This window comes from Mucilaginibacter sp. CAU 1740 (genome assembly GCF_039839285.1).
Lineage (GTDB): Bacteria > Bacteroidota > Bacteroidia > Sphingobacteriales > Sphingobacteriaceae > Mucilaginibacter.
In genome coordinates this window covers 13,709-30,977 of record NZ_JBDOQS010000008.1, presented here as the reverse complement: position 1 = coordinate 30,977, position 17,269 = coordinate 13,709, and the positions used below count along the sequence as shown (strand labels likewise).

At 43.7% G+C, this 17,269-nt stretch carries 19 protein-coding genes; 14 read left to right on the top strand and 5 right to left on the bottom strand.

Annotated elements, in window-relative coordinates:
• Nucleotides 1-247: 247 nt before the first annotated feature.
• Nucleotides 248-856: a DUF4142 domain-containing protein gene (locus AAFN85_RS17600; protein WP_347528921.1), complete on the bottom strand. Its 609-nt coding sequence runs from the start codon at nt 854-856 to the stop codon at nt 248-250.
• A 201-nt stretch (nt 857-1,057) separates the two neighbouring features.
• Between AAFN85_RS17600 and AAFN85_RS17595 the strand changes: the two genes are divergently transcribed.
• Nucleotides 1,058-1,663, top strand: a complete 606-nt coding sequence (locus AAFN85_RS17595; protein ID WP_347528920.1) for a hypothetical protein — start codon at nt 1,058-1,060, stop codon at nt 1,661-1,663.
• Between the two features lie 39 nt (nt 1,664-1,702).
• Nucleotides 1,703-2,359, top strand: coding sequence for a DUF6624 domain-containing protein (locus AAFN85_RS17590; RefSeq protein ID WP_347528919.1), 657 nt, complete (start codon nt 1,703-1,705; stop codon nt 2,357-2,359).
• 20 nt (nt 2,360-2,379) lie between these two features.
• Here AAFN85_RS17590 and AAFN85_RS17585 read toward each other — a convergent pair whose 3' ends face one another.
• Entirely contained in the window at nt 2,380-2,928 is a 549-nt protein-coding gene (locus tag AAFN85_RS17585; protein ID WP_347528918.1) for a hypothetical protein, read from the bottom strand.
• Nucleotides 2,929-3,210: 282 nt separating this feature from the next.
• Here AAFN85_RS17585 and AAFN85_RS17580 point away from each other — a divergent pair, with 282 nt between their 5' ends.
• The 6 genes from AAFN85_RS17580 (at nt 3,211) to AAFN85_RS17555 (ending at nt 7,640) form a co-directional block, all read left to right on the top strand.
• A complete protein-coding gene (locus tag AAFN85_RS17580; protein WP_347528917.1) occupies nt 3,211-3,504 on the top strand; it encodes a hypothetical protein in 294 nt (97 codons plus the stop codon).
• A gap of 191 nt (nt 3,505-3,695) precedes the next feature.
• Nucleotides 3,696-4,169, top strand: a complete 474-nt coding sequence (locus AAFN85_RS17575) for an SMI1/KNR4 family protein (RefSeq protein WP_347528916.1) — start codon at nt 3,696-3,698, stop codon at nt 4,167-4,169.
• A gap of 85 nt (nt 4,170-4,254) precedes the next feature.
• Nucleotides 4,255-5,652: a class II fumarate hydratase gene (gene fumC / locus AAFN85_RS17570; protein WP_347528915.1), complete on the top strand. Its 1,398-nt coding sequence runs from the start codon at nt 4,255-4,257 to the stop codon at nt 5,650-5,652.
• Nucleotides 5,653-5,707: 55 nt separating this feature from the next.
• A complete protein-coding gene (locus AAFN85_RS17565) occupies nt 5,708-6,286 on the top strand; it encodes a hypothetical protein (RefSeq protein ID WP_347528914.1) in 579 nt (192 codons plus the stop codon).
• Nucleotides 6,286-7,077, top strand: coding sequence for a S1/P1 nuclease (locus AAFN85_RS17560; RefSeq protein WP_347528913.1), 792 nt, complete (start codon nt 6,286-6,288; stop codon nt 7,075-7,077). The genes AAFN85_RS17565 and AAFN85_RS17560 overlap by 1 nt, the downstream gene beginning before the upstream one ends.
• Nucleotides 7,078-7,199: 122 nt before the next feature.
• On the top strand, nt 7,200-7,640 hold the full coding sequence (locus AAFN85_RS17555; RefSeq protein WP_347528912.1) for a low molecular weight protein-tyrosine-phosphatase: 441 nt from the start codon (nt 7,200-7,202) through the stop codon (nt 7,638-7,640).
• A 243-nt stretch (nt 7,641-7,883) separates the two neighbouring features.
• On the opposite strand, the gene gltX is transcribed toward AAFN85_RS17555, so the two are convergent.
• Entirely contained in the window at nt 7,884-9,407 is a 1,524-nt protein-coding gene (gltX, locus tag AAFN85_RS17550; RefSeq protein ID WP_347528911.1) for a glutamate--tRNA ligase, read from the bottom strand.
• A gap of 276 nt (nt 9,408-9,683) precedes the next feature.
• Between gltX and AAFN85_RS17545 the strand changes: the two genes are divergently transcribed.
• Complete coding sequence (locus AAFN85_RS17545; protein ID WP_347528910.1) at nt 9,684-10,901, top strand: HAMP domain-containing sensor histidine kinase; 1,218 nt, start codon at nt 9,684-9,686, stop codon at nt 10,899-10,901.
• The gene (locus tag AAFN85_RS17540; protein ID WP_347528909.1) at nt 10,876-11,391 is read left to right on the top strand and encodes a DinB family protein; all 516 of its coding nucleotides are present in this window, start codon (nt 10,876-10,878) and stop codon (nt 11,389-11,391) included. Before AAFN85_RS17545 ends, AAFN85_RS17540 begins: the two co-directional genes overlap by 26 nt.
• A 14-nt stretch (nt 11,392-11,405) precedes the next feature.
• Here AAFN85_RS17540 and AAFN85_RS17535 read toward each other — a convergent pair whose 3' ends face one another.
• Together AAFN85_RS17535 and AAFN85_RS17530 are read right to left on the bottom strand one after the other, a co-directional pair.
• Complete coding sequence (locus AAFN85_RS17535; RefSeq protein WP_347528908.1) at nt 11,406-11,861, bottom strand: hypothetical protein; 456 nt, start codon at nt 11,859-11,861, stop codon at nt 11,406-11,408.
• Nucleotides 11,862-11,960: 99 nt separating this feature from the next.
• Nucleotides 11,961-12,341 carry a DUF6249 domain-containing protein gene (locus AAFN85_RS17530; RefSeq protein WP_347528907.1) on the bottom strand — a complete coding sequence of 127 codons (381 nt, stop codon included), beginning with the start codon at nt 12,339-12,341 and terminating at the stop codon, nt 11,961-11,963.
• A gap of 265 nt (nt 12,342-12,606) precedes the next feature.
• Here AAFN85_RS17530 and pdeM point away from each other — a divergent pair, with 265 nt between their 5' ends.
• From pdeM to AAFN85_RS17510, 4 genes are all read left to right on the top strand, one after another.
• Nucleotides 12,607-13,266 (top strand): ligase-associated DNA damage response endonuclease PdeM, encoded by a 660-nt coding sequence (gene pdeM, locus AAFN85_RS17525; protein ID WP_347528906.1) that lies wholly within the window; start codon nt 12,607-12,609, stop codon nt 13,264-13,266.
• A 185-nt stretch (nt 13,267-13,451) separates the two neighbouring features.
• Nucleotides 13,452-14,243 carry a succinate dehydrogenase cytochrome b subunit gene (locus tag AAFN85_RS17520; protein ID WP_347528905.1) on the top strand — a complete coding sequence of 264 codons (792 nt, stop codon included), beginning with the start codon at nt 13,452-13,454 and terminating at the stop codon, nt 14,241-14,243.
• A 41-nt stretch (nt 14,244-14,284) separates the two neighbouring features.
• Nucleotides 14,285-16,219, top strand: coding sequence for a fumarate reductase/succinate dehydrogenase flavoprotein subunit (locus tag AAFN85_RS17515; RefSeq protein ID WP_347528904.1), 1,935 nt, complete (start codon nt 14,285-14,287; stop codon nt 16,217-16,219).
• A gap of 111 nt (nt 16,220-16,330) precedes the next feature.
• Nucleotides 16,331-17,116 carry a succinate dehydrogenase/fumarate reductase iron-sulfur subunit gene (locus tag AAFN85_RS17510; protein ID WP_347528903.1) on the top strand — a complete coding sequence of 262 codons (786 nt, stop codon included), beginning with the start codon at nt 16,331-16,333 and terminating at the stop codon, nt 17,114-17,116.
• Nucleotides 17,117-17,269 lie beyond the last annotated feature (153 nt).

Genomic DNA, 17,269 nt, shown 5'->3' with positions numbered 1-17,269 from the left:
CGAATTAGCGAATTACACAAATCCCCTCTACGACATCATTCGTGTAATTCGTTTAATTGTTTACAGTTTGTTTAGCATTCGTGTTAAAATAATTTCTACGCCATCTTGTTTCACTTCTTCAATTCGTGTAATTCGTTTAAATTATGTACTCCACGCTAAGCATTCGTGTTAAAAATTAAAATAGAAACGGGCCAACTGCAATACAGCCGGCCCGTTCCATCATTAAGGGTGTTTAATCAACAGCCTGTTATTTCATGCCTTTTTGGATAGCCTCAATTTCGGCTAAGTGATGTTGAATGGTTGGCAATGTTTTAGCAGCCCAAGCTTTCAAATCTGGGTCTTTGCAATTTTTTGAAGCATCTTCAAACATCGATGCTACTTTTTTATGGCCGTCAACCATGGCATCTACATAAGCTTTATCAAAATCGGCACCTGATTTTGCAGCCAGGTCAGCTTTCTTTTTCTGATGCTCTTCATCAGGTGCACTTGGCAGGCTGATGTTTTTGGTTTTGGCCAGGGCCATTAACTCATCGTTTGCTTTGGTATGGTCGGTAACCATCATTTTGGCAAACTCTTTTACTTTGGCATTGGTAGCCTTTTCGCTGGCCAGCTGACCGATAGCGACTTCGGCTAAACCGGCATTGGCAGCACCTGTAGCAAATTTTGCATCATCGGCAGTAACGGCTATGCCTGTTTTGCCGGTTGTAGTGGTGTCTTTAACTTTGTTAGCACTGTCGGCAGTATCTGTTGTAGCTGCCGCGGTGCTATCGCCGCTGCCGCTCTTCGCGCCGCCATTACAGGCCTGGAATGATAATGCGGCCACGGCCATCATTGCAATTAAACTTAACTTTTTCATAGTAGGTGATTTATGTTTTTATTCCAATAGTTAACATTTTACACTTAATTAAGTTTTATTTTCTTATTTGTAAACATGCGGGGCGAAATCTACGCTTATTCACTACCCTTATATTTCGTTTTTAATAAACATTTAACAATTGTTTAAAAGCATCATCCTATATTAAGGTTATTATAATAACGCCTAAATTATATTTTCAAGATGCTTATAGGGTCATTGTTTTTAGGCCGGGTACATGAAGTGAACGGCCAATGGATAGAGACCAAATTTGTGGTTTTCGGGATCCCCTTGTTCCCAAAAAGCTCTATGCTGGTAACCAAATCGGCATGGGGTAGCAGGAACGGTTTTAATATATCATTAAATAAACAAAGTATTATAGCGGGCTATGCCCGCGTATTTTCGATATTGGCGGCCGCGGTTTTCTTTATTGTATTTTTTGCACAACGAGATACCGAAGCGCTGATTCCCGGCTTTTCGTTTTTAGCCGTGTGGGCTTACTTTTATTTTGTTTTCGGCAGCCCCGGCACAGCCGAAGCAGAAGACCGCAAACGCATGGGTGACCTTACCGGCCTGTATATTTTGCCCGAGTGGCTTGGCCATGATGATTCCCAACGTATTTACGAGCGGCTGGAGAAAAAATACCGCAAAGAGTTTGATAATGCCAATTGGCTGCACGATCTGCGTCAAAACGAGATCGCACCTGTCAAGCTGCCTTTGTTATATGCCCTGTCACGGTTCAACTATTCATTAACGGCAACTGAGGTCAACAGGCAATTATTTGAAAAAGCCAACAGGTTATATTTGTAATACAGGATTTTGCGTTTATTTGCTTAAACCTTGCTTACCATGAAAAATCTGCTCTTAGCTTTCTTATTATTTACAACAGGCATTGCATCCGCGCAGCATAAGTTTAACCCTATTTTAAAGAAACAGCTGGATAGTGTGCTGGTTCTTGATCAAAAATATAGGGATACGCTCACCTGGTTAATGATGCCGGGGAAAAGCGATTCGATACCACTATTAAAATCAATGTCGGCAAGTAAGGCGATGTCGCATTATTGGACACTTCAAAACCGTGCCGATTCAGCTAATGTGGTATTTGTCGAAAAACTATTCAAAACATACGGCTATCCCGGCAAAACACTTGTTGGCGAACCAACAAATGAAGCCGCCTGGTACGTGATCCAACACTCTCCTAAAATAGATCAGTATTTACCTATGATGAAAAAGGCCGCCGAAAGCAAGGAATTACCGTTCAGGTTGTACGCTATGATGCTCGACAGGCAGTTGATGAACCAACACAAGGAGCAGATCTATGGTACGCAGGCTACTTCCGCGGCACTTAAAAACGGAGAAAAGATCGGCTGGTACATCTGGCCTATAAAAGATGCATCAACAGTGAATGAACGACGCAAAAAAGCCGGCTTCGATCAAACAGTTGAGGAGAACGCAAAAAGGTTAGGTGTAGATTATAAATTGATCAAAATTGAAGATGTAAAATAAGATCACATCTACCTCTATTATTACTCCCATTTAAAGCCCGCCACATCAAAAGTCATCTCGCGCGATCCGGAATCATAAAAATCGGCCCGGATGGTCATCTTTTTTGCAAACTTCAAACTTTGAATGAGGCTTTTCACATCATCAATAGAAATGATTGCCTCGCCACCGTTTGTAACCGAAGAAGCTTTAAAGGCCAGCGGCTGCGCGTTATCAAACCCAATATTTACTATTGAGCCTTCAATACCTGCACTAAATTGCCCCTTTGAGATATTCAAAAGCGCCCTGGTTATTGTTGATGTTTTGTCGATGCTCAATGTTACAGTCGAACCACCGTCTTCCGGGAAATCGAATTGTAAAAGTTCATTTGCCACAATATCCGCACTGTATTTTTTGCCGGGTATTTTTTGATCTGTCTCTTCGCTATAGATCCATGTTCGCGTGCTGCTGTTCCTTACCGGCTGTTTGGCCGCAGCATTTTTTTCGGGAATTATATTGCTTGAAGAAAGCTTGTTATCAGACCTGCAAGCGGCGAAACAAAAAATTATAATAGGCAAATAAAAATATTTCATAAATGCAATTCGGCTTAGGAGCGTACGAAAATAAATCAAATAAATAATTATTCATATTAAATATTTACAACATTAAGGGATATTAAAAAATATTTTTAACCTTTTTGAAGCTGCTCCAACTGCCATATACCAAATTAAAGGCATCGAGATGTATTAACTATTTTTTTCGGCGTTGATATGTTTAACAAGCAATAATACCCCGGCCATTCCTACGTTTTATTAGCAGTAATGAATTGGTCGCAATTAATTACTTTTATATTTTTAAACAATCGTAACCTTATCATGGTAAAAATTAAAAGCCGTTATATTAATATCAGCCTTATCATCACATGTTTGCTCATCCTTTTATTTGGATATGGATGGGTTAATAGCATGGTTAGTTATAAATATGAGGTACAGGATTTTCTAAAACCAGGTCCGCAACCTTCATCTGGCCTGGATGCCGATCAAATAAACATTATTAGCGCTATATCCTTTTGCAAGTATGCAACTATAGCCTTTTGCGCACTATTGGTTGGCTTACTTATTATAAATGAAAAAGAGCCTTCATTTAAAGGCCGCATTGAGTGGGTATAGTAGCATTTTAATTAAACCAGATACAGCGGAAATGAAGTAGATACCGGCCCTAAAAGCTTGCAGACGTATAAAATAAAAGCCCGGTTACAGGCAACGCCATCGTTGGTAAGAATACTTTTCAATAGGGTTAATTTAGATATTTATTTAGGCAAAATGATGGAAACAACAGTTATCAACAATGCGAAGCTGTATTGAAAGAGTTGCTGCTTTTTTCGAAAAATATCCTTTATCTCGGAGCAGAGATTGAAGATGACAGGCTCAATTTACTTGAAAAAGAAGTTGGATTTCAGCTTCCGCTCGATTTTAAATATTTGCTCACTAAACACAATGGTATTTCATTGATGGGCACGGGCATTTACGGGTTAGATAAAACCCTATTAGGTTCATCTCTTGATGAGATATACCGCTTTGAGCATTTTGAAACAGAAAACAATATGCCGCCCTCGCTTTTTCCATTTTCGCCCGATGGGTTTGGAAACCACTATTGCTTCGATCTATCTGAAATTAAAAATGGAGTATGCCCGGTGGTTTTCTGGCAACATGATTTTATTTATTCAGACAAGAGTGAGCTGGAGGTTTGCAACCCCGATTTGGTAAGCTGGATAAAAGAAGTGATGATTGAATGGACATTGGAAGATACCAATTATGATGGGAGCGATAAATAAAGCCGTTCTCCTATCAAAAAGTTTACACCCCGCCGTTCCCCGCATTGGATAAAAACATAACTTTGCCCCTGCAAAATTTAATACCATGAGTTTCAGAACCGAACACGATACCATGGGCGAGGTACAGGTACCTGCCGACAAATACTGGGGAGCGCAAACCGAACGCTCACGCAATAATTTTAAAATTGGCCCCGAGGCGTCTATGCCAAAGGAAATTATCGACGCATTCGCGTACCTGAAAAAAGCGGCCGCTTATACTAACACCGATTTAGGCGTATTACCTGCCGAAAAACGCGACCTGATAGCACAAGTTTGCGATGAGATCCTGACCGGCGCGCTGGCTTCAGAATTTCCGCTGGTGATCTGGCAAACAGGCTCGGGCACACAATCAAACATGAACGTGAACGAGGTTGTTGCCAACCGTGCGCACGTACTACAAGGCAATAAACTGGGCGAAGGCAAAACCTTCATCCACCCAAATGATGACGTGAACAAATCACAATCATCAAACGATACTTACCCAACCGCTATGCACATCGCGGCATACAAGATCCTGATCGATGTAACCATCCCGGGTATCGAAAAACTGCGCGATACTTTACAGGCTAAGGTTGAGGCTTTTAAATCGGTAGTAAAAATTGGTCGTACACACCTGATGGATGCTACACCGCTTACTTTAGGTCAGGAGTTTTCTGGCTATGTATCGCAATTGAACCACGGTTTAAAAGCTTTGCGTAATACACTTGATCACCTTTCTGAACTTGCCCTTGGTGGTACAGCCGTTGGTACAGGTATCAACACCCCTAAAGGTTATGATGTAAAGGTTGCTGAATACATTGCCGAGTTTACCGGCTTACCATTCATCACTGCCGAAAATAAATTTGAGGCCCTTGCCGCTCACGATGCTATTGTTGAGAGCCATGGTGCTTTGAAACAGATAGCGGTTTCGTTAATGAAAATTGCTAACGATATCAGAATGCTGGCTTCGGGCCCGCGTTCGGGTATTGGCGAGATCCATATTCCGGATAACGAGCCGGGTTCATCAATTATGCCGGGTAAAGTTAACCCAACCCAAAACGAGGCTGTTACTATGGTAGCGGCACAGGTGATGGGTAATGACGTGGCTATCTCTATCGGCGGATCGAACGGCCATTACGAGCTGAACGTATTTAAACCGGTTATGGCAGCTAACTTCCTGCAATCGGCAAGGTTAATTGGCGATGCTTGTGTATCGTTCAATGACCATTGCGCTGTAGGTATCGAGCCAAACTACGAGGGTATTAAAAAACACCTCGAAAATTCATTGATGCTGGTAACCGCGCTTAATCCGCACATCGGTTACGAAAACGCGGCAAAAATTGCCAAAACAGCATTGAAAAACGGCAGCTCGCTACGTGAAGCAGCCATTGGTTTAGGTTTACTAACCAACGAGCAGTTTGACGAGTGGGTTCGCCCCGAAAATATGATAGGCAGCTTAAAATAGTAGCCTCACCCCAAACCCCTCTCCAAAAGGAGAGGGGCTTTTTTATTTTTAGCTTATGCAAAAACGCAATAGCCTGTTTTCTTTCTTTTCTAATTTGAAGGCTCTAAACTTTCAGCCTTCTGCTTTCAGCATAAAAAAAGCTTTCCCTTTAATCGCTTTCGGCCTTTTGCTTTTGGCTTTCGGCTCATGCAGCCGCAACCCTGATATGCAGGAGCCTGGTGATGCCAAATTGCAGGGCGAATGGCGACAGGATAGTATACCCGGACAAAAAAGCCTGGTAACATATTCGCTATACGACATTAAATTTAGCTGCGATTCGTTTCTTTTGAAGATCAGTACCGTGAGCAAAGTAAACTACGGTGCCGATACCTGTATGAGCAAGGGCCACTGGGACGAATTTGTACGCGGTACCTATTCGCAACGCCAGGATACTTTGCACATTAAAGGACAATTTTGCAATGCCGATGGCTCGTACAAAAACGAGCAGGGCTGTTTCCGCTTTGGCGATTATGAAGAATATTTTAAAGTTACTTACCCTGCCGATTCGGCCATCAGGCTTTTAAGCACATCAAACGTAATACCTATTAACGCGCATTTAATAAAACGAACAAGCTGTATTCCAAAACCATTGTAATGAAAACACTATTTAAAAAACTTTTACTGCTGGCAGCGGTAATTTATATCCCGATGCAAAGCATGGCCTGGGGCACCAACGGTCACCGTATTTGCGGGCAGATTGCCGATAGCTACATCAACGCCAAAACCCGCAAAGCCATCCAGGCTATTTTAGGCGATGAATCAATCGCCATAACCAGCAATTGGGCCGATTTTATCAAGTCAGATCCGGCTTACAGCTACCTGTACAACTGGCATTTTATCAATCTGGAAAAAGCTTATACCTATCCTGAATTACAGGCATACTTAAAGGCCGATACCATTACCGATGCCTACACCAAAGTAAATTTCCTCACTGCCGAGCTGAAGAAAAAAACCACTACTAAAGCCAACAAACTGCTTTACCTGCGTATGCTGATCCACATTGTTGAGGATCTGCACCAGCCATTACACACCGGTCACCTGAGCGATAAAGGCGGCAACGATGTTAAAGTACAATGGTTTGGTAAAGAGAGTAACCTGCATTCGGTTTGGGATAGCCAGCTGATAGATTTTCAGCAATTGAGTTACACCGAATACGCAACCATGATCAATCATACAACTTTAGCACAGCGCACCAAACTACAGGCCGCGCCGCTAAGCGAGTGGATTTTTGAAAGCGACCAAATCGCTGATAAGCTATACAACGATGTTAAACCTGGCGAAAACCTGAGCTATAAATACAACTTCAAATACATCGGTTTAGTAAACGATCAAATGGTAAAAGCCGGCGTTCGTTTAGCAGGGTTGTTGAACCAGATATTTGGATAATTTTTAGCTGAAAGCTAAAGGCTTAAAGCCGAAAGCTTTTGCATTTAGATAATATTAAAAATTGGCGAAGCCGAAGGTAAAAAAACTTTTTGCCTTCGGCTTTCTGCTTTGAGCTTAAAAATATGAAAATTCTAATGGTATGCCTGGGCAACATTTGCCGTTCGCCGCTGGCGGAGGGTGTGATGCAGCACCTTGCAGATGAACATAACCTTGGCTGGCAGGTTGATTCGGCCGGAACAGGTAACTGGCATGTTGGCGAAGCGCCCGACAGACGTTCTATCCGCGCGGCACGTAATCATGGTATTGATATCAGCAAACAGGTTTGTCGCCAGTTTAGCCGTACAGATTTTGATGAGTTCGATCACATTTTTGTGATGGACAGAAATAACCTGAGCGATGTTTTGAACATGGCCCGTAATGATGAGCAGGCGGCTAAAGTGAAATTGCTATTGGGCGATAAAGTGGTTCCCGATCCTTATTATGACGATAGCCAGTTTGAGCCTGTTTTGGAGTTGATTGAGGGAGGATGTAAGGATATTATCGCGGAGTTGAGAGGGGAGTAGTGGCTTTGCCTGATGTAGAAATTGCATGTGGGGCGCAAGCCACAGGCTTGCGCCAGCGATAAAAAATTTATAAACAGCAAAGGGTTCGTTTCACGAACCCTTTGCTGTTTATATTCTTCATCATCTCGTCATTGCGAGGCACGAAGCAATCCCCGATTGGCAGAGGGGCTATGCAAATCCGCTCTGTAAGTTGGGGATTGCTTCGTGCCTCGCAATGACGGGTTAGATTATATGGCATAGTGTTTAGGCGGCGGTAAATTCTACCAATGCCTTTTCAATCCTACTGATCGTCTCTTCCTTACCCAACAAAGCCACAATATCAAATACATGCGGACCAAACTTGCCGCCAACCAGCATCACACGGAATGGCAGCATTACATCACCAATTTTCAAACCTTTTTCTTCGGCCAGGGCTTTGAATTTAGCTTCAAGCTCGTGTGCATCGATTGATGTTTCGGTGCTTAACTGGGCGATGTATGTTTTATAAAACTCGGTTTTAGCATCCGTCCATTTTGGTTTAACCGCATTCAGATCATATTCTTTAGGTTGTTCAAAAAAGAAGCCTGCCTGCTGGAAAAAATCGGGGATCAATACGCAACGCTCTTTTACCTGGTTGATAACTTTTGCAAGGTATTGTTCATCTTCAATCGCAACACCTTTGTCGGCAAAAACCTGTTTAACTGCCAACTGCAAATCGCCAACTGCCAACTTTTTGATCCACTCGGCGTTGAACCATTTGGCTTTTTCAAAATCAAATTTAGCGCCTGATTTATTTACGCGCTCTATCGAGAATTTTTCGATCAGTTCATCCAGCGTAAACAACTCCTGGTCGGTACCATCGTTCCAACCTAAGGTTGCCAGCAGGTTAATGAAAGCCTCGGGCAAAAATCCTAATTCGCGGAAGCCGGGAGTTAACTCATCGGTTTTTGCGTCGAACCAATTCATGGCGTATACCGGGAAGCCCAAGCGTGCGCCATCGCGTTTGCTCAGTTTGCCGTGGCCATCGGGTTTTAATATCAATGGCAAATGCGCCCATTGCGGCATATCGGCTTTCCAGCCTAAGTATTCCCATAGCAATAGGTGTACAGGCGCGGATGGTAACCATTCTTCACCGCGGAAGGCATGGGTGATTTTCATAAGATAATCATCAACCACAACAGCCAAATGATAAGTTGGCATGCCATCGGCTTTTAATAATACCTTATCATCAACCAAACTGGTTTCAAAACTCACAAAACCGCGGATCATATCATTAAAGCTGATGGTTTCTCCTTCAGGCATTTTAATGCGTATCACGTGCGGGGTTCCGGCAGCAAGCAGTTCATCAACCTCATGCTGAGGTAATGATAACGAGTTACGCAAAGTTTGGCGATAGGCCTGTCCGTATTGAAAATTTGGGATCTCTTTACGGTTTTTATCCAGTTCTTCGGCGGTATCAAAAGCATAATAGGCGTGGCCTTCCATTACAAGGCGCTCGGCGTATTCGCGGTAAAGCGCTTTACGTTCGCTTTGACGGTAGGGGGCATAAGGGCCACCAACCTCCGGACTTTCATCGGCATGCAGACCGCACCATTTCAGGCAATCTAAAATATATTGTTCGGCACCTTCCACGTAGCGGGTTTGGTCGGTATCCTCAATTCGCAAAACAAAATCGCCGCCATTTTTTTTTGCGAACAGGTAGTTGAATAATACGGTACGCACGCCGCCAAGGTGTAAACCACCGGTAGGGCTGGGTGCAAAACGGACTCTTACTTTTTTATCGGTCATGATGGGCGCAAAGATAAGTTTATATATGTGCAGATTACAGATGTGCAGATATGCAGATGAAAAAAATGTTAATAATTGTTAATTGTATGACTTGAAAACTCCTTTTCAAACCATACCGCCAGTATATAAATAAACCACAAATATGTAATTGAATGCCTTAATCTGCACATTCACACATCTGTAACCTGCACATCCACAAATCCTCACATCTGAAATTTGCACATCTGCGCATCCGCACATCTGAAATAAATTTACGTTATTTGGCCTGTGCCCGTCATGAACCCATATCAGCATAAAAAACGTTGGAAGTATTTGCTGCTCGCCTTCGCGATAGTAATTGCCAGCGGTTCGTTATTTTACACCAGTTACCTCGTAAAAAACATCGCAAAATCTGAGCGTACCCGTGCGCAGGTTTGGGCCATCAGTATGCGTCAGATCCTCGCTTCGGACGATAATGATTTTTTAAATTATGTGTTTGCCGTGCGCGACAGCCTTACTGTACCCGCCATTATCACCGACGAAAAAGGCGAGATAGTTACCTACCGAGGGTTAGACACTACGCGGACAGCCATCAAACTCGAGGCTGAAACTAAAAAGTATAAAAAATACGATCCGGCCTATTTTAAGGAGGAGCTGAACTACATGAAAGGCCAGCATGCGCCTATCAAGCTTAAAGTTTTTGGCGAGGATAACTTTGTTTACTACAAAGATTCGGAGTTGCTTTCGCAATTGCGCCTGTTCCCTTATGTGCAGCTTACCGTTATCGCTATATTTCTGTTGATGGCCTACACCGCCTTTAGCTCCTCCCGAAAATCGGAGCAGGATCAAGTTTGGGTAGGTCTCGCCAAGGAAACGGCCCACCAACTGGGGACACCAATATCATCGCTCATTGCCTGGATAGAGTTGATGAAGGAGAAGTTCAACGCCGAAGATGATGTGCTGATTGCCGAAATGGAGAACGACGTAAAACGCCTGGAAATAGTGGCCGATCGTTTCTCGAAAATAGGCTCGAAAGCCGTACTTGATGAGCATGGCGTATATGCCGTTGTTAAAGATTTTGTTGACTATTTTAAAGTTCGCGTAAGCAAAAACATCAGCTTTGAGCTTACCGGCAACCCGCACCTAAAAGCGGGAATAAACATTCCGCTGTTTGATTGGGTAATCGAAAACTTACTTAAAAATGCCGTTAACGCCATTGAGGGCAAGGGCAATATTAAGGTTGATATAAGCGGCAACAAAGTTAAAAATCAAATTTTTATTGATATTACCGATACCGGAAAAGGCATACCACGTTCCAAATTCGATACCGTTTTTCAACCTGGTTACACCACCCGTAAGCGGGGCTGGGGCCTGGGCTTATCACTCACCAAACGTATGGTAGAGAATTACCACAACGGGCAGATCTTTGTAAAAGATTCGGAAGTGGGTAAAGGCACCACTTTCAGGATTGTATTAAAAAACACGCGCAATGATAAAAAAACCACAAACGGGTGATTACTCACCATTTGCAGCGGGATATGTGGGCCAGGTAGGCGATAACGATGTAATTGAAATGCTGGAGCAGCAATTGGAAAGCAGCTACAGGCTATTCAGCAACCTGAGCAACGAACAGGGTTTGTACGCTTACGAACCCGGCAAATGGACGGTGAAACAAGCCATTGGCCACATGATAGATACCGAACGTATTTTTGCCTATCGCGCGCTGGTGTTTTCACGCAACCATATTGAGCTTCCCGGTTTTGATCAGGATATCTACGTAAATAATACTGATTTTAATAATCAGGATATAAAAGCATTGGCCGAAGAGTTTAAGTCGCTCCGCCAGGCAAACCTTTATATGGTTAAAGCTTTTAGTGATGAGCAGCTGGCACGCACCGGTATTGCCAGTAATCACCTGTTTACGGTAGCTGCCTTTGTATTTATGCTGGCCGGGCATGAACGCCATCACTTAAATATTTTTAAAGAGCGGTATGGCATCGGATAGCCTGCCGCTTTAAACTAATACCTTCTGTAAAAAACGCGGGTACGCAAAAAAGGCCAAACCAGGCAAAAGAGCACCCCGCGTAAAAACCAATACCAGGTCCAAGGCATGCTCGAGAAGATATTGTTAGGCATTTCTGCCCTACCAGTTACTGCAACCCAGATAGCCCCAATTATTGGAGAAATGAATATCCAGCAAGCCCAGGCCCCTAAGCCCCATAAAAAGGCTTTCCAAAATTTTGGCCTTGGGCTAAATACCACATCATAGATCATCTTATTTTCTTCGGACATGGTAACCGGGGTTTCCACAAACTGAGGGGTTCGATCGCGCCTGTCCTGGCGGTCTCGTTTTGGCTTGTCTTTTTTAAACTCGGTGCCACAGTAAAGGCATTTACTAACTTCCTGCGAGTAATTGTATTCAAGCTGTCCGCCGCAGTTAGTGCAGGTAAGCGCTTTGTTGTTTGGTAATGCCATGGTTTAAGCTCCGATTTATGCAGCGAAGATACTGGTTGACCGCAAACAAAAAAAGCCCCGCCACAGGGCGGAACTTTAAATAATTATTGGTTAAATGGCTTATAACTTTTCTATGCGCTGATCTTCTTTATCCAGCACTTCGCGTTTTTCAATTCGATATGAAACAAACAAACCGACCCCGCCAAAAAACGCTATTAACGATACATATAAAAAGAATATGTTACTATTATCGCCATAATGAAAAGCTGTACGATCTAACACAAAAGCCAAAAACAAACCCAATCCCGCGCCAATCAGCAATAAACCCCATTTTAGGTTTTGGTATGGTGCCGATTGTGGCTTGTAGTTTCGAGGGTCCATGTTGCGTTCAATTAGTGCCAGTTTTTCACGTTTATCTAAGTAAACTATTCCAAACATCATTAAAAAGAAGCCAAGTGATACGATGATGATCATCAAGATGGCTAAGTTTCCGGTATCCATAATATTTATTTTTTAAAAGTTAGTTAATTCTGTTTTCTGTGTGGAAATCACTCACTGTGGTGTATTTGTAAGCTATGACCACATGTTTTTGAAACAGGTTACACCCAATTTGAAAATATTTTATGTTATTACTTGTCGTGCTGAGGAACGAAGCATCTTCTACATCATGCATCATGGCAATACAGAGCGAAGAAGATGCTTCGTTCCTCAGCATGACAAGGGGATTTTTAATTCAAAATAAATTATTCCTTTTACCTTTGCCCTAATGATAAGTGCGGCTACTTCTTTTAACCTGCTGGGGCAGGACCTTTTATTAACACCACAAAAAGCTATTTACTGGCAACAACAAAAAGCCCTCATTATTGCCGATGTGCATTTGGGTAAAGTTGGCCATTTCCGTAAGGCAGGCATCGCGGTACCCCGGGATATGGAGCAAAGCGACCTGGCCGTGCTCTCTGATCTCATCTACGAATATCAACCCGAAAAACTCATCTTTTTAGGCGATCTTTTCCACAGCGATTTAAATAACGATTGGGATTGGTTTGTACTCTGGCGCAGCCAGTTCCCTACGCTTAATATCATCCTGATAAAAGGCAACCACGATATTATTGCCGATAAGCACTATCAAAACCTCAACGTGGAGCTTCACGACGAACTGCTGATAGGCCCCTTCCTGATGATGCATCATCCATTAGCTACAGAAGCGCAAACACCGGAAGGCTATGTTTTTTGCGGCCACATCCACCCCGGCGTAAATCTGAGTGGCAGGGCCAGGCAAAGTATCACCTTACCATGTTTTGCCTTCGGCGACAGACAAGCGGTGTTGCCATCCTTCGGCAAGTTTACAGGCAGGGTAGCCATCCGTAGCCGCCAAACCGATAGGATTTTTGCCGTATTGAAGGATAAAGTGATCGCTATCGATTAAAATCATACCGCTCCGATATTCCTTTATTACAGCAGGTTAACTGTCATACCAGTGTATTTATAGCTTAAAACACAGCACATTGCTTTAGATTGATTCTAAATAGATTTTTGGCATCCAATAAGCCAAAACCTCTTCTATGTTTTGTTATTTAATAAATACTTTTGCCTAATAAATCAAAATTCATAATGAGCGAATTCAAACAAACCTTAAACTCGTCGCTGGGCAAAAAGCTTATCATGGCTTTAACAGGCTTGTTTCTGTGCACGTTTTTAATTGTGCACGTGGGCGGCAACCTGCTGTTGTTTAACAACGATAACGGTTTCAGTTTTAACGTGTATGCCAACTTCCTTACGCATTTCCCGCCTATTGAAGTGATAGCATACCTGTTGTACCTTTCCATTTTAGTGCATGCACTATACGGTTTGATCCTGACTGTCAAAAACCGTAAAGCCCGCCCGGTGCGTTACGCCGTAGCGGCAAAATCTGATGCCTCTTGGTCGTCAAAAAACATGGGCCTTTTAGGGTCGATCATGTTCCTGTTCATCGTTATCCACATGGGCGATTTTTGGTTCCGTTACCATAACGATAAAACCATGGGCTTTAAAGAGTACCGTACCGATCTGGCTACCGGCGTAACAACCGCTACAGATTACACTCCGGCCAATGCCGAGTTTAGCCATTCAGTATCAACCGAAAACAATGTTGAAATTGTAAGGGTGAAAGACCTGCACACACGTGTTGCAACCAGCTTCAGCAACCTTATTTACGTTATATTTTACGTAATAGCTATGGGCGCTGTGGCATTCCACTTGCTGCATGGTTTCCAGAGCGCGTTCCGTACGCTGGGCTGGGTACACCGTAAATATACCCCGGTAGTTTATTTTATTGGTACATGGCTGTTTGCGGTAATTATTCCGCTGGCTTTTGCCGCCATGCCGGTTTATTATTACTTTTTATCAACCCAGGGAGCTCACTAAGTTAGCAGGCCAAAAGCCGCAAACATAAATATCAAGAAGAGATGACATTAGATGCTAAAATTCCTCAAGGCCCATTAGCCGAAAAATGGAGCAAGCATAAATTTGATCTGAAGCTGGTTAACCCCGCCAACAAACGTAAATACGATATTATCATCGTAGGTACCGGTTTGGCAGGCGCTTCGGCAGCTGCCACCTTAGGCGAGCTGGGTTACAATGTTAAGGCATTTTGTTTTCAGGATAGCCCACGCCGTGCGCACTCAATTGCTGCACAGGGTGGTATCAATGCCGCTAAAAACTATCAGAACGACGGCGACAGCGTTTTCCGTTTATTTTACGATACTATTAAAGGTGGTGACTACCGTGCCCGCGAATCAAACGTTCACCGTTTGGCAGAGGTTTCGGTAAACATTATCGACCAGTGCGTTGCACAGGGTGTACCATTTGCCCGCGAATACGGCGGCTTGCTGGATAACCGTTCATTCGGTGGTTCGCAGGTATCCCGTACTTTCTACGCGAGGGGTCAAACAGGACAACAGCTTTTATTAGGTGCTTACTCTGCCCTTAACCGCCAGATCCATGCCGGTAAAGTAAAAGTTTACACCCGTCATGAAATGCTGGACGTGGTAACTATTGATGGCCATGCCAAAGGTATTGTTACCCGTAACATGCTAACCGGCGATATTGATACCCATGCAGGCCATGCGGTGTTATTGTGTACCGGTGGATACAGCAACGTTTTCTACCTGTCAACAAACGCCATCGGATCTAACGTAACGGCAGCCTGGAGGGCACACAAACGTGGCGCATTCTTCGGTAACCCTTGCTATACTCAAATTCACCCAACCTGTATCCCGGTAACCGGCGATCACCAGTCTAAGCTTACACTGATGTCTGAATCGTTACGTAACGATGGTAGGGTATGGGCACCTAAAACGGTTGAAATTGCTGAGCAATTGCGCAAAGGCACTTTAAAAGCCGACCAAGTTAAAGAGGATGATCGTGATTACTTCTTAGAGCGTAAATATCCGGCTTTCGGTAACCTTGTTCCGCGCGACGTAGCTTCACGCAACGCCAAAGAAATGGTTGAAGAGGGCAGAGGTGTAGGCGGCTCGGGCTTCGCGGTATTCCTTGATTTTGCCGACGCGATTAAGCGTTTGGGCGAAGAAACCGTTAAAGCCAAATATGGTAACCTGTTTGATATGTACATCCAGATCACCGACGAGAACCCGTATAAACAACCAATGCGTATTTACCCTGCGGTACACTATACCATGGGTGGCCTTTGGGTTGATTATAACCTGAGCACTACCATCCCTGGTTTATATGCTTTGGGCGAGTGTAACTTCTCCGATCACGGTGCTAACCGCCTTGGTGCTTCGGCGCTGATGCAGGGTTTATCTGATGGTTACTTTGTAATTCCTTATACCCTTGGCGATTACCTGGCTAAAATTGGCCCTAAAAAGGTTGATACCAGCCACCCTGCTTTTGAGCAAACCAAACAAGATGTTATTGCGCATGTAAATAAATTATTATCCCTTAAAGGCACTAAAACCACCAACGAGTACCACCGCGAACTTGGCCACATTATGTGGGAATATTGCGGTATGGCCCGTACCGACGAAGGTTTGAGAAAAGCCAAAGGTTTGATCCAGGCATTGAAAGCCGATTTCTGGAAAAACGCTATCGTAACCGGCGAGAACGAAGAAGTAAACGCTTCGTTAGAAAGAGCCGGCCGTGTAGCCGATTTCATCGAACTGGGCGAGCTGATGATAGACGACGCTTTGATGCGTAAAGAATCATGCGGTGGCCACTTCAGGGTTGAATCGCAAACACCAGATGGCGAAGCATTACGTGACGACGAAAACTTCGCGTTCGTTGCTGCCTGGGAGTTTAAAGGCGAGAATCAGCCGGAAGAATTACACAAGGAACAGTTAACATTTGAAGCAGTTCACCTGTCTCAACGTAACTATGCATAATTAGTGAATAGTTGACTGGGTGAATGGTTGATTAAGTTAACAGACCACTCACCCAGTCAACCGCTCACTCAATCAACAAAAAAACAACGATAACTCAAATCTAAAACAAAGATGAGTAACGGAAATATGAACCTGACGCTTAAAGTATGGCGTCAAAAAAATGCTCAAACCGCGGGTAAATTTGTTAGCTATAAAGCTGAAAGCATTTCGCCTGATATGTCGTTCCTTGAAATGCTCGACGTGGTTAACGAAAGCCTTACCCACAAAGGCGAAGAGCCAATTAACTTTGATCACGACTGCCGCGAAGGTATTTGTGGTATGTGTTCGTTATATATCAACGGTCACCCGCATGGCCCAAAACGCGGTATCACTACCTGCCAATTGCACATGCGTACTTTTCACGATGGCGAAACCATCACCATCGAACCATGGCGCGCAGAAGCTTTCCCTATCGTAAAAGATTTGGCGGTTGACCGCTCTGCTTTCGACAGGATCCAACAAGCAGGTGGCTATGTGTCAGTAAACACAGGCGGTGTACCCGATGGTAACGCTATCCCGATCCCTAAAGTTATTGCCGACGAGGCTTTCAATTCTGCTACCTGTATTGGTTGCGGTGCCTGCGTTGCAGCTTGTAAAAACGCTTCGGCGATGCTATTCGTTTCGGCTAAGATCACTCAATTGGGTTTATTACCACAAGGTCAGCCAGAACGTTACCGTCGTGTACAATCAATGGTAGCACAGATGGACGAAGAAGGTTTTGGTAACTGTACCAACACCGGTGCCTGCGAAGCCGAGTGCCCTAAGGAGATCAAACTTACCAACATTGCCCGCATGAATAATGATTTCTTCAGCGCGAAACTATTCAGAGAAGAAGAGATCCACGAGCAAAATCACTAATTGATTTTTGTTTAGATATTGATAACGGCCCGGTTTATCCGGGCCGTTTTTTGTTTTGGCTTATTTGAACTAACTACCGAAGAATCCTCGGTAGTTCAGAAAAACCCCGAAAGAGGACGGTCAAATCATCAATCTGCCGCTGGTTTAGTGATA